Below are 14,238 nucleotides of genomic sequence, written 5' to 3'. Positions count from 1 at the left end.
TCATGAAAACAATCTTTAGATTTTTACTATTATTCTTATTCATTGCTTTTTATTCTTGCAATAAAGAAGAGTATATCGATCCGAATCTTATTGAAAATCAAAATGCTTTTAAAGTAAGTAAAACTGCTTTTGATACTCAAATCGAAGAAACCGAAGAAGAAAGCCTCGAAAACATAATGCTATGGGTGTCTTATTTAACTGCTCAAGCATTGGTGAGAAATACATCAGCCGAAAGTTTTTTTGTGAATACCTTGGGAGATCGCTCACAAACAAATATCATCGCTTTGGAGAGTTTATTGAATAATGATAATCCTTTTAGAGAAGCATTCATAACAGAGTTTCGTTATTATACTGGACCCATTTGTAGAGTGCCTACACCTTCAGGTACTCCAAGACCTGGTGATAGACCTGGCTCGGGAAGTCTAGAATACTTATATATACATATGTTGCTAAATGATTATGATTTTGAGTTGTATCTACCTAGTGGATATAATCAAAGTTTAGATAATGTTAAATCATCTGCTCAAGTTGATTTGATAAGAAATTCACAAGGTTTTAAACACTTCGATCGATGTGAAGTAGAAGAAATAGTCATTAATTCAAATACTCGAGATAATGTTATCATTGTAAAGAATTCCGAAAACGAGTAAATTCCTGTATACAATTATGTAAACAAAAAGAGGTTGTCTTTTGAGACAACCTCTTTTTGTTTTACCCTTGCTTTTCTAGCGTAACGAATATGAAATTATCAATAGCACTTATGAATTCACTATTGTAATCCTCTTTCATTAATCTCAAATTTAGCTTGTAAAAGACAGATAACGTCTTGCAAAGGTTAAATGTTATGAAAGAGCAACTTTATAATATTCTTGAAAAACTAATCATCAAGAATAATATTGATATAAACAAAGAAGAATTACGACTTCAATTATCTAGTCATCCATCTTATCCTAGTCTTCACTCACTTACAGGAGTATTAGATCATTTTAATATTCCAAATTTAGCGTTGCGTTTATCTGTAAATAAAGAAATGTTCAGAAAACTTCCTGCCTGCTTCATTGCCGATATTTTAACTAGCAATGGTGAAGATTTAGTACTGGCAGAAAAGAGAAAAGGAAAAATTAGAATTGTTACTGGTACGAATAAAACCAAATTCATTGAAGAGCAAGATTTTTTATCTCTATGGAATGGAATTGTACTTGCCATAGAAAAAGATGAAAATATTCCAGAAACCAAAACAACTTTTTATCGTTCTGTTATTCTAAATAGAGTAGTAGTCCTTATAGTATTGTTATGTATTGGATATTTTTTAATCAAACAATCTGATGTTGTAAAACAAATTCATTTTGTACTTAGTCTTATTGGTTTAGTTATAAGTGTATTTATAGTTAGACATGAGTTAGGACTACAATCTGGTGCCGCAAAACAATTTTGTAACCTGTCTAAAAAAACAAGTTGTGATGCTGTATTAAATTCAAAAGGAGCCACGATATTAAGGCTTTTTAAACTAAGCGATATTAGCATGGTAACCTTCGCTACCTATTGTTTGTTCTCGATTTTATTGTTTGTTAATGGAACTGGCAGATTTATAATATTACCCTTTGTTACCTTAATGACACTTCCTTTTGTAATATATTCATTGTATTATCAATACCGAGTCATAAAAAAATGGTGCCCTTTGTGTCTTGGATTAGCTACTGTTTTGGTGTTTCAATTTGTGGTTATGACAGTAGATGATTTTTCCAGTCTGAACTCAGTTTTTAATCGACGTGAGCTCATATTATTTGTGTTGAGTTTGATAATTGTAATAGGCATTTGGAACTTTTTAAAACCATTGATAGAGAAAAAAGAAACCTTACAAAAAACTGAAATTGCCTATTATAAATTTAAACGTAAGTTTTCTTTATTTAAGCTACTGTATGATGAAAGTGAGACGCTTTCAGTTATTGATTACTTTTCTGAAGAGTTGATGTTTGGTAATAAAAATGCAAAGGTCGAATTAGTAATAGTAACAAATCCTCTGTGTTTTTACTGTAAAAAGACACATGCCGACATAGAGTACTTACTAGATAAACTACAAGATAAAATAAAAGTAATTGTACGCTTTAATGTTGATACATCTGATAAAGATGGATTGTTGTATCGGTTAGTCACAATATTACTCAATATATATAACACTGAAGGTGAAAGTCGTGCCTTAAATGCATTGAGTGAAGTATATGAAGAAGATGTTAATCTTCAAAAATGGTTAGAAAACCAAGTCAATAAAACTTCAAATTCTTTTGACAATGTATTGAATGATCAAAAGCATTGGTGTATGATCAACGCCATTAATTTTACACCGGCTTTATATTTAAATAACAAACTGTTTCCGCAAGAATACGATCGAAAGGATCTTACATACTTTATCGATGAATTTGCAGCTTCTAAAGATATTATGAGAAGTGTTTTGACATCTTAAATATTATTTTTTACGAATACAATACATAGACGTGAAGGTGAACGTCTTTAAATGGTCACTATAATGTTAATCTCTGATAAATATAAATAATGGAAAAATTAAAGAAATTAGGCTATGTTTTGCCCAAACAAGAACAACGAGTTATTAATGGAGGTAGATCCAAAGGCAGTTGTGATTACTATGCTAGATGTATAACAGTAGAAGATTGTGTTAGCAATATTTCAGGATGCAATTATAAATGTAGTTATGGAACTTTTTTAACAAAACCAGGTCGAGCAGGATTTTGTTATCCTGTATAAAAATTGAATCACATTCAGTAATTATAATATTAACGTAAAATTTTAATCATGAAAAATTTATTAAATCTAAAAGGAGCTCAACAATTGAGCAAACAAGAACAAAAATCAGTTAATGGAGGAGTTACTAAAAGACCACCATTTTGTCAGAATCACCTTTGTCCACCAGATTATTGTTGTGGGTCTGATCCTTATTTCTGCGTTTTAAGTGTGAACGGAGGTGCTAATTGTAGATAGAGTTGTAGACATAAAGAGGTGAATGTCTTTAAAATAATCACTCGTATAATAATAAATAAAAATTTATCAAATGAAAAATTTATTAAATTTAAAAGGAGCTCAGAAATTGAGCACAGTAGAGCAACAGTCAATTAATGGAGGTAAAGAAAGTTCGTTTGCAGCGGGTAGATTTTGTTGTGAATGGTGTCGAGATGGTTCTTGTAATGGTTGGGTAGATAGCATTAATACACCATGCCCTATTGCAAATACCTGTAATTAATGCAAGTTAGAGTTTCAAAATTAAGATCCAGGAGTTTTTCTTCTGGGTTTTATTTGTGATCAAAGAATTAAGTACCTGTTGTTATATGACTTTCCCGTACTCTTTATAACGAACCACTTTTTAATCCAAAACCAGAATTACTAGAGATGTCAAAAAAAGACTGGGAAGAGATCACACAAGAAGTATTTTCAAAGGTGTTTCAGAAATCTGCAGTAAAAAGAACCAAATTCTCGGGGTTGCAAAGGAATATCGATTTTTTATTTAGAGATTAAAAAACGATTAACATGATTCTCTAAAAATAAGCTTGGTAGGCAGAATGATCTCTTTATGAAGACAAGGTTTATTTTCTTTATTTAATTCTATTTCATCTAGTAAAATCTCTGTGGCAACAACTCCCATTTGATGTGCAGGTTGATGTACAGTTGTTAATGTAGGAGAGACAACAGAAGACATAAACCAGTTGCTAAATCCAAAAACAGCTACATCATCGGGGATTTTGATGTTGTTTTCATTAAAATATTTTATTGCACCAATTGCCACAAGATCGGTTATTGTGAAAATAGAATCAACCTCGGGGTTTTCATGGATTAATTTTTTTGCATTATTATATCCGTCTTCAAAATCGGTATTGTTATTACACAGATATACCAACGAAGGATCATATGTGATTCCATGATCTTCTAATGCTTCTTTGTATCCTTCAAAACGATCGTTAGAAATTTTTGGATTAAGATCACCTCTGAAATGTGATATCTTTTTGTGTCCTTTGGAAATAAGATATGAAACAGCTTCGTATGCTGCTTTTTTATCATCGATGCGTACTTTAGAACAAGATATAGAAGGTTCTGTTTTATCAAAAAGAACCAAAGGGATATTTCGACTTAGTACTTTTTTTAGGTGAACAAATTCGTTAGTTTTATTAGATAAAGACATTAATATACCATCTACGCGCTTATCAAGTAATAAATTTACTTGTAGTTTTTCGAGAAATAGTTTTTCACTAGATTGAAGAATAATAACGAGATACCCTTTTTTTTCTGCTTCCTCAATGATACCATCTATTACTTTAGAAAAAAAATGATGTACCGTAGTTGGGATAATAACACCAATCGTTTTTGTTTGCTTAGTTCTTAGATTTACAGCTAATTGATTAGGTGAATAATTCAGTTTTCTAGCCGTCTGAAGAACCTTTTCCTTGGTGCCTTTATTTACATCGGGATAGTCTTTTAAAGCCTTGGATACAGTTGCTACAGAAATTCCTAATTCATTAGCAATATCTTTTAGAGTAGTAACTTTCATAGACTAAATGTTATATTTATTAAATATACAATTTAAGCTAAAATACAATTAGATTAATAAAATATAAAAATTTGAAAAACCTCCCTTATTAATGAAAAAGGACAAAAGGAATGAGAAAAGTACTTTTATAAGGGCTTTTTGCCCTAAAGGAATAGTTCTTTCGAAATCGTTTTCGATTGTATCGAAAACGATTTCGAACCCCTTGAATCTTAAAGAAAGAATAAATTATCATTAAGGTTTTGTGAAATTGCAGAGAACTAAATACTTAAAAAATTATGAGAACAAGACTATGTATTATTCTCTTCTTAGTTTTTGGGATAGGGGATTCTATTGCTCAAGAAGGGAAAAGTGTATCAGGAACGATTAAAGATAATAAAGGCGTTCCGGTAATTGGGGTTAATATATTACTAGAGGGAACCAACAGAGGGGCAACATCAGATTTTGATGGAGAATATATAATTAATAATTTAGAAATCAATGCTACCTATGTTTTGATAATTTCTTCGGTTGGGTTTAAGACCGTAAGAGAAGAGATTATCATGGCAGATAATATTATCAAAGATGTTATCTTAGAAGAAGACCTGCTCTCATTAGATGAGATTGTAGTTACCGGATCTTCTAATCCACGAACAAAATTAGAATCCAGTGTAGCAATAACCACAATGGGAGTTAAAGAATTAGAGCAAAAAGCTCCGCAGAGTACTGCTGATCTACTACAATCAATCCCTGGATTTGTAGTTGAAACTTCGGGAGGAGAGGTAGGAAATAATCTTTTTGCCAGAGGGATTCCATCCGCTGGAGCATATGAATTTGTTCAGATTCAGGAAGATGGACTTCCTGTTTTTGAAGATGGAGCCTTACAGTTTGCAAATGCTGATAACTGGTATAGATTAGATGAAACTGTTAAAAGAATGGAAGCTATACGAGGAGGATCTGCTTCTGTTTTTGCTACAAATGCACCTGGCGGAATTATCAATTTTATCTCTAAAACAGGTCAAAATGAATTAATCGGAAGGGCTAAAATGACCGTAGGGGATTACGGGCTTTTTAGAACAGATCTCAACATTGGAGGGGCAATTGTAGAGGATAAATTACTTTTTAATATAGGAGGGTTTTATAGAGTGGATCAGGGAATTCGAGATCCGGGATTTGAAGCTAACAAAGGAGGGCAGATGAAATTTAATCTTACCTATAAATTTGATGGGGGCTATGCCAGAATAAACTATAAAAAACTGGATGACAGAAACCTGTTCTTATTGCCAATACCATTGCGGGGAGATAGCGATGGAAATCCAGAAGAATTCGAAGGATTCGATGCCAATTACGGAACATTAGCATCAAGAAATTTTAGTAGATTAAGAGTGCCGCAGATAGGAGGAGGTTTTTTTGAAAGAGATCTAGAAGATGGTGTAAATCCCAATGTAGATGCAATTGGAGGAGAGCTTAAATATCATATCTCTGATGTGGTATCGGTAAAGAACACTTTCAGGAATACGAGCATTGATTTAAATTATAATGCAATCTTTAGTACGGGAGGGCCAAATACACAAGCCGATTTTGCTACAGGAACAACACAGTTTCCGCTAACCGATGCAGCAAATGCCGAGTACACATATGTAGATACAGGCGCAGCTTTAAATCCAAATACATTGGTAATGCGTGCAGATCACTGGGCAATCGATAAAGACATGTCTAACTTTGCAAACAATCTGGCATTTTCATTTCATTTCGAAAAAATAAATGTCACCCTAGGGTATTATTATTCTAATTGGAAATCAAACCAATATTGGAACTGGAGCAATTATCTAGTTGATGTATCTGATAATCCCAGATTGGTAAACCTGGTAGACACCAGTACAGGAGTTTCTAGAACTTATAACGGAATAGAAAGAATTACCTGGTTAGAAAGAGATGCACAAACCAAAGGAAGATTAAATGCTCTTTATATAGATGCAGAAGTTAATTTCACAGATAATCTAACTGCTAATTTTGGGCTTCGTTATGACGATGATAAATATGCTGGATATCGTGATAATGCACGATTTTTTTCAACAGATTTAGGTTTACTACCTGATAATACTGCCGATGATGCACTTACCGTTGTAGATGGTAATCCATATACATATTGGAATTATGATGTAGACGAATTATCATATACTACCGCATTAAATTATAAGTTTAGTGATAATATGGCGATCTATGCAAGACATAGTCACGGATTTAGATCACCCATAGAAGAGTCTTACTACGATAATGCTTCTGATCTTAGCGCTATCGAGGTTACCGAGGTTGATCAGTCAGAATTAGGGTTTAAATATTCTTCTTCCAACATAGGTGTTTATGCAAACTTTTTCTATATGAATATGGATAATATTGCCTTTACAGATATTTTGGCAGATGGTACTTCAGAAAATAAATTTGCCGATGTAAACAATATAGGAGTAGAGTTAGAGGCTAATGCTAAATATAAAGCTTTTGCAGTAGAAGCTAATATTACGGTTCAAAAACCAGAGTATGATAATTTTTCTGGAGCTAATGCAGATGGTACAACTTTTAATTATGAAGGAAATAATGCAAGGAGAATCCCTAATGTGTACTTCACACTAAGACCACAAGTAGAAATCATTAAAGACCTGGGATTATATACACAATGGTCACATTTTGGTAAAAAATATCAGGACGAAGCTAATACCACAGAACTTCCTGCTTTTAATGTTTTTAACGCCGGAGCGTATTACAAAGTGAAAAACTTACGATTTGGGTTTGATGCTTCTAATCTGTTTAATGAAATAGGATTAACCGAAGGTAACCCAAGAGGAACAACTAATGCTAATGATGATGTCTTTCTGGCCAGACCAATTTTAGGTCGAGCCTATAGATTATCTGTAGCAATAGACTTTTAATTGTTTGGAGCCAAAAACTGCTCGTATTGCTCGGGCAGTTTTAAATTAATAACCAGTCACGACCGTTTTTAATGAAGAATGTATCCATAAAAATATCCTTGTTTATCAACTATTTTATTTTTGCTATCCTCCTTAATAGTGTAGGAATAGTAATCTTAAAATCTTTAGAGAATTACCATGTTGATGAGATCGAGGCAAGTACTTTAGAATGGTTTAAAGATTTGCCGATAGCATTGGTTTCATTCTTAATAGCTTCTTTTTTGCCAAGAATAGGATATAAGAAAGCAATATTATTGGGATTGCTCATTTCGTTTATTGGATGTCTGGGGATGTACTATGGTAATTCTTTCTGGTCTGCAAAACTTCTTTTTGCTGCAATAGGAGTATCCTTTGCTTTGGTAAAAGTTTCGGTATATACCCTTATCGGGATAATTACAAAAACCAGACGAGATCACAATAGTTTAATGAGTATTGTAGAAGGGGTTTTTATGATAGGAATCGCTGCGGCTTATTTTCTGTTTCCTGCATTTAATTATGATAATAATCCAGATGCATGGTTGCGGGTATATTTGCTTTTAGCTGCACTGATTTTTGTGTCTTTTCTATTATTGTTCTTCACCAGATTTGAAGAAGGAAACGAAATTCCGGGCGTAAATCTATTAGATGATGTTAAGCAGATGATGCTTTTGTGCACCAAAATGTTGGTCATCGTATTTGTTGGTAGTGCCTTTTTATTCGTAATGGTAGAACAGGGAGTGATGACTTGGTTACCCACATTTTATAAAAGAGTGTTACAGCTTCCTCCTAACGTAAGCATTATGATGTCTAGCGTTTTTGCAATATCATTGGCTATTGGGAGAATAGGTGCAGGAATTCTATCAAAGCGAATACCTTGGGTTTATATTCTTACAGTATGTATAGGATTAGCAATACTTATGGTGGTTTTTATTTTACCACAAACCTTAGATGTTGAGGCGCAAAAAATCCAAAAAATTACAGATATACCATGGATAGGATATGCGTTTCCGCTTATCGGGTTATGTCTCGCCCCAATATATCCTCTAATAAATTCTGCGGTGCTAAGTGCTTTACCCAAAAAATTACATAGTCCTATGACTGGTCTTATAGTGGTTTTCTCTGCTTTAGGAGGAACTACAGGATCTACAATAGTAGGCTGGTTATTTAAAAATGTTGGCGCCCAACAAGCATTTTATTATACGATAATACCAATGATCTTATTGTTATCGACATTGCTGGTATTACACAAATTAACAAGAAATAATGTTGATTAAAATATATAAAAAAGATGTCTTGCATAGTTTGCTTCAACAAGAAGATACTGATCAAGACAAGAGGATTACTATTGATGATTGGGGTCCAAAAGAATTTGAAATACATACCATTAACAACGAAGTTTATACCATTAAAGGAACCTATCACCTGTCTAATCTGCTTCAGGAATTAAAATTGACAAAAGAAGACAAAAAAGGGATCATAGAAATTTCTTTAACAGAGATTAAACAGCAACCCGGCATTAGAATTTCTAAAATGATAAAAGAGTACTATTGGGATCGATTAACTAGAAAATTAGATCGAAATGGTATTGAAAAAATTATGTCTGATGATAAACGGAGTATAAAAGAAAAACGATTATACGTTCCTTTTCATGATAAAGAAGCCTATTCTTTTTATCAGGAAATAACAAAAGGAATAGATCATATTATATTAGAGACGCTACCCCCAAAAATAACACCAGAATTTGTGCAGTCCATTAATGATAAGCCTGGGATTTTAGGATTAGCATTAACTACCGATGATCGTAAGAAAAAAGCTGTCCCATTTTTGGTTCCGGGAGGAAGATTTAATGAGATGTATGGATGGGATAGCTATTTTATAAATATAGGCCTTTTACTAGATGGCAAAAAAGAACTTGCCAAAGGGATGATTGATAATTTTACATATCAAATCAAGAATTATGGTAAAATTCTAAACGCTAATAGAAGCTATTATCTAACAAGAACTCAACCTCCTTTCTATACATCTATGGTTGTAGAGTATTATGAGAAATATAAAGATCAAACACCTATTTCCTGGCTAAAAGAATGTACAAAAACAGCTATTCATGAATATGAAACTGTTTGGATGCAATCTGGAAAAAGATTGGCATCAAATGGATTAAATAGGTTTTATGCAGAAGGAATAGGTATAACAGCAGAAGTTGAAGAAGGACATTATGATTATATATTACAAAAATATAAGAACGACGACTCGCAATCTGTCGAAGAATTTAGAAAGTTATACCTGCACAGAGAGGTTGATAGAGCAGAATTGGATCAATATTTTTTGCATGATCGAAGCGTAAGAGAAAGTGGGCATGATACAACCTACAGGCTAGAAGGGATATGTGCTGATCTAACTACTGTAGATCTTAATACACTATTGTATAAATATGAAAAAGATTTGGCATATATCATAAAGCGTTTTTTTAATGATGAATTTATATATAAAGAGAAGAAATTAAATTCTGAGTATTGGAATGATATTGCAACTCAACGGGTAGCGCTGATAAATCAATACATGTGGGATGAAAAAACAGGTAGTTATTTTGATTATAATCTATTAGAAAAAAAGAAAACTCATTTTGAGTCGGCGACCGGGTTTTATCCATTATGGGCAAAATTATGTACAGCAGATCAAGCAAAAAGTGTTGTCGAATATTTGACACCTCGGTTAAAATGTGAATTTGGTATTGCCGGAAGCTCTAAGTTTTCTCTTCGAGATGTTCCAAAAGATGCTCCAAAACGACAATGGGACTATCCGTTTGGATGGGCTCCACATCAAATGATTGTTTGGGAAGGATTGCTTAATTATGGGTATCAGGATTTGGCAGAAGAACTTGTCTATAGATGGCTGTGGATGATTACCAAGAATGCAGCAGATTATAATGGTGTAATTCCAGAAAAATTCGATGTCGTTTGCGGAACATTTAAAGTAGATGTAGAGTATGGTAATGTCGGATCTGATTTTAAATATGTTCCCGATGGTGGTTTTGGATGGATGAACGCTTCTTATCAATTAGGATTAAGTCTTCTATCTGTAGAATATAAGTATAAATTGAATCAGCTTATAGATCCTGATGAAATATTTAATAAAACCAATAATTAATTGATAAATCTTTAATAAGATTGTTAAATGTATGGTATTTTTTTTCAATCCTTATTTTTCGCAAAGATTCCTTAGTATTAATTTTTGCATCTCATACAGACTTGTACCTTTGTATATGTATTAGTATCAAAATATCATAACCATTAAATCTGGTGTTATGGTATTTTGATCTTTATTTTTATTAGCACATTTATCTTATTTAGTATGAGTATCGAAAGTAAAAGAAGAGAGGCATTAGTATATCATGCCAAGCCTACCCCAGGTAAAATTAAAGTCGTTCCTACTAAAAAGTATGCAACTCAGCGAGATTTATCTTTAGCATATTCTCCTGGTGTTGCCGAACCTTGTTTAGAAATCGAAAAGGAAAAGGCAGACGTTTATAAATATACGGCAAAAGGAAATCTGGTTGCTGTAATATCTAATGGTACAGCAGTATTAGGATTAGGAGATATTGGTCCCGAAGCATCAAAACCTGTAATGGAAGGAAAAGGGTTATTGTTTAAGATATTTGCCGATATCGATGTGTTTGATATCGAGGTAGATACAAAAGATGTAGATGCTTTTATCGAAACTGTTAAAAATATTGCTCCAACATTTGGAGGGATAAACCTTGAAGATATTAAAGCTCCCGAAGCCTTTGAGATCGAAAGACGACTAAAAGAAGAACTGGATATCCCAGTGATGCATGACGATCAGCATGGTACAGCTATAATTTCTGCTGCTGCATTGTTAAATGCATTAGAAATTGCAAATAAAAACATTGAAGAAGTAAGAATTGTTGTTAGTGGCGCTGGTGCGGCGGCAGTATCTTGTACAAGATTATATAAAGCTTTTGGAGCTAAAGCCGAAAATATTGTTATGACCGATAGTAAAGGTGTAATTCGTAAAGATCGAGATAGCCTTACTCCAGAAAAAGCAGAATTTGCCACAGATCGAGACCTCAATGACCTAGAAGATGCAATGCGAGATGCAGATGTATTTATTGGTTTATCGATGGCCAATCTGGTAAGTCCCGATATGCTGATATCAATGGCAGATAATCCAATTGTTTTCGCAATGGCAAATCCAGATCCCGAAATAAAATATGATCTGGCGATTAAAGCTCGTAAAGATGTAATCATGGCTACAGGAAGAAGTGATCATCCTAACCAGGTAAATAATGTACTGGGGTTCCCTTTTATTTTTAGAGGTGCTTTGGATGTAAGAGCTACGGCCATTAATGAAGAAATGAAAATGGCAGCTGTAAAAGCGTTAGCCGAGCTAGCCAAAGAACCTGTTCCGGAGCAAGTAAATATAGCCTATGGAGAAACACGTCTTAATTTTGGTAAAGAGTATATCATACCAAAACCTTTTGATCCAAGACTTATCGCAAAAGTGCCTCCTGCAGTAGCTAAAGCGGCTATTGAGAGTGGTGTGGCAACGGCACCTATTACCGATTGGGAGAAGTATGAAGATGAATTGCTTGAGCGAATGGGTAATGATAATAAAATAGTACGATTGTTATTAGATAGAGCAAAAACAAATCCTAAACGTGTTGTTTTTGCAGAAGCAGACCATCTGGATGTGTTAAAAGCGGCTCAGACAGTTAAAGAAGAACGTATTGCTTTCCCGGTTTTATTAGGTCGTAAAGATATCATACTCGAACTGATGAAAGAGATTGATTTTGATCCAACTGGTATTGATATCATTGATCCTAAAGCAGACGAAGAATGTGAGCGTAAAAATAGATATGCCAAACAATATTGGGAAACCAATAAGCGTAAAGGAATTACCCTGTATGATGCAGAAAAATTAATGCGCGAACGTAACTATTTTGCTGCCATGATGGTAAATGAAGGAGATGCCGATGCATTGCTTTCTGGGTATTCTAGAAGTTATCCAACTGTGGTTAAACCCATGATGGACTTAATAGGGCTTGCCAAAGGGGCAACTCGTATTGCAACAATGAATGTAATGATGACCGATAAGGGACCATTGTTTATAAGTGATACCTCTATAAATATCGAACCTTCTTCAAAAGAATTGGCAAAAATAGCGCAAATGACGGCTAGAACCGTAGAGATGTTTGGGGTAAGACCTGTGATTGCTATGGTTTCATATTCTAATTTTGGATCATCAAAACATCCTACTGCTTCAAAAGTACAGGATGCAGTAGCATATTTGCATAGATATTATCCTAACCTGGTTGTAGATGGTGGATTACAAATGAATTTTGCATTAAACAGAAAAATGAGGAAGGATAAATTTCCATTTTCTAAGCTTAATGGGCAAAAGGTAAACACATTGGTATTTCCTAATTTAGATTCGGCCAATAGTAATTATAAATTATTAAGTGAAATTAATAATGCAGAATCAATAGGACCTATTATGATGGGGATGAATAAACCAGCTCATATTCTCCAATTGGGAGCAAGTGTAGAAGAAATGATAAATATGGCAGCAGTTGCTGTTATTGATGCTCAGCAGAAGGAAAAAAGAGATTTGCAATTGTCATTAATGCCTGATGTTGTTTAATCGATTGATTGACAACTCTTAAGAGCTAAATAAAAATAATTTATATAAGATTAAAAGCTATACTTTGGTAGTATAGCTTTTTACATTTTGGTAAGATGTGTAAAAACTCCAAGTTTTATACTTCATTAGGTTTATGTTTTGTTAGATTGTATTGATGTATTTGTAGGAGAACAATATTTAACTCAATCTCTTAGATATGATAATGCAGAAATATTTTCTGTATTGGATATGAGGAAGAGGCGAGCGTAATAAAAAAAGAACACCATTTTTAAAGGGTGTTTTTTTATCCCCTGTATGTAGTAGAATTTTATTACATTTGATTGCTTAACACTCAACTCTTCTTGAATTTTAATATTCAAGCAAAAATAATTATGATTTTACGCTCTGGTGAAGTACTTTTTTTGGTAGTACCAACGATATCACTGAAAAAAGATAAAATTAGAGAAAAAACTAACCCCTGATGAAGATCAGGATTTATTTTGCAGTATAGAAACTCAAAAAGAGTACATTAACTTAACAAATGATCACACATATCAAGGGGAGGCTTGTTGAAAAAAACCCTACTGATGTAATAATAGATTGTAGCGGAGTAGGATATTTATTACATATCTCATTACATACTTTTTCTTTGATTCCCGAGGGAGAAGTGCTACAATTGTATACGCATCTGCAGGTAAAAGAAGATTCTCATACCTTATTTGGTTTTGCAGAAAAATCAGAAAGAGAAATTTTTAGGCTTTTAATCTCGGTTTCGGGAATAGGAGCAAGTACAGCCAGAACCATGTTGTCATCCTTACACCCTGATCAAATTAAAGAAGCAATAGCTTCTAATGACGTAGCTACAATTCAATCTATTAAAGGAATCGGAGCCAAAACTGCCCAACGTGTTATTATAGATCTAAAAGATAAAATACTCAAAGTATATAATATCGACGAAGTTTCAGTGTCACAAAGCAATACTAATAAAGATGAAGCGTTATCTGCTTTAGAAACCCTAGGATTTAATCGAAAAATTGCAGAAAAAGCTATTGATAAAGTTCTAAAACAAAGCCCCAAAGAAACAGTTGAAAATATTATTAAACAGGCACTAAAAAATTTATAAAA

Annotated in this window: 11 protein-coding genes and 1 pseudogene; 11 read left to right on the top strand and 1 reads right to left on the bottom strand. The window is 33.3% G+C overall.

Going from position 1 to position 14,238, the window contains the following annotated elements:
- Positions 1-2: 2 nt before the first annotated feature.
- From Z053_RS0120555 to Z053_RS31150, 6 genes and pseudogenes are all read left to right on the top strand, one after another.
- A complete protein-coding gene (locus Z053_RS0120555; RefSeq protein ID WP_025666853.1) occupies positions 3-650 on the top strand; it encodes a hypothetical protein in 648 nt (215 codons plus the stop codon).
- A 194-nt stretch (positions 651-844) separates the two neighbouring features.
- A complete protein-coding gene (locus Z053_RS0120550; RefSeq protein ID WP_025666852.1) occupies positions 845-2,461 on the top strand; it encodes a vitamin K epoxide reductase family protein in 1,617 nt (538 codons plus the stop codon).
- A gap of 89 nt (positions 2,462-2,550) precedes the next feature.
- Positions 2,551-2,760, top strand: a complete 210-nt coding sequence (locus tag Z053_RS0120545) for a hypothetical protein (RefSeq protein ID WP_025666851.1) — start codon at positions 2,551-2,553, stop codon at positions 2,758-2,760.
- A 48-nt stretch (positions 2,761-2,808) separates the two neighbouring features.
- A complete protein-coding gene (locus Z053_RS0120540; protein ID WP_025666850.1) occupies positions 2,809-2,994 on the top strand; it encodes a hypothetical protein in 186 nt (61 codons plus the stop codon).
- Between the two features lie 70 nt (positions 2,995-3,064).
- Positions 3,065-3,253, top strand: coding sequence for a hypothetical protein (locus Z053_RS0120535; protein ID WP_025666849.1), 189 nt, complete (start codon positions 3,065-3,067; stop codon positions 3,251-3,253).
- 104 nt (positions 3,254-3,357) lie between these two features.
- Positions 3,358-3,525 (top strand): annotated as a pseudogene (locus Z053_RS31150) (tRNA epoxyqueuosine(34) reductase QueG); the annotation flags it as partial.
- 7 nt (positions 3,526-3,532) lie between these two features.
- Here the strand turns inward: Z053_RS31150 and Z053_RS0120525 are convergent.
- Complete coding sequence (locus Z053_RS0120525) at positions 3,533-4,552, bottom strand: LacI family DNA-binding transcriptional regulator (RefSeq protein WP_025666848.1); 1,020 nt, start codon at positions 4,550-4,552, stop codon at positions 3,533-3,535.
- A gap of 275 nt (positions 4,553-4,827) precedes the next feature.
- On the opposite strand from Z053_RS0120525, the gene Z053_RS0120520 reads away from it, so the two are divergent.
- The 5 genes from Z053_RS0120520 (at position 4,828) to ruvA (ending at position 14,236) form a co-directional block, all read left to right on the top strand.
- A complete protein-coding gene (locus Z053_RS0120520; RefSeq protein WP_025666847.1) occupies positions 4,828-7,455 on the top strand; it encodes a TonB-dependent receptor in 2,628 nt (875 codons plus the stop codon).
- A gap of 71 nt (positions 7,456-7,526) precedes the next feature.
- Entirely contained in the window at positions 7,527-8,747 is a 1,221-nt protein-coding gene (locus Z053_RS0120515) for an MFS transporter (protein WP_025666846.1), read from the top strand.
- Positions 8,737-10,620: a trehalase family glycosidase gene (locus Z053_RS0120510; RefSeq protein ID WP_025666845.1), complete on the top strand. Its 1,884-nt coding sequence runs from the start codon at positions 8,737-8,739 to the stop codon at positions 10,618-10,620. The genes Z053_RS0120515 and Z053_RS0120510 overlap by 11 nt, the downstream gene beginning before the upstream one ends.
- A gap of 204 nt (positions 10,621-10,824) precedes the next feature.
- Positions 10,825-13,134, top strand: coding sequence for an NADP-dependent malic enzyme (locus tag Z053_RS0120505; protein WP_025666843.1), 2,310 nt, complete (start codon positions 10,825-10,827; stop codon positions 13,132-13,134).
- 520 nt (positions 13,135-13,654) lie between these two features.
- Positions 13,655-14,236, top strand: coding sequence for a Holliday junction branch migration protein RuvA (gene ruvA, locus Z053_RS0120500; protein WP_025666842.1), 582 nt, complete (start codon positions 13,655-13,657; stop codon positions 14,234-14,236).
- Positions 14,237-14,238: the final 2 nt, after the last annotated feature.

The sequence above is a fragment of the Aquimarina megaterium XH134 genome (assembly GCF_000520975.1).
GTDB classification, from domain to species: domain Bacteria; phylum Bacteroidota; class Bacteroidia; order Flavobacteriales; family Flavobacteriaceae; genus Aquimarina; species Aquimarina megaterium.
This window is presented reverse-complemented; position numbering and strand designations above follow the sequence as displayed.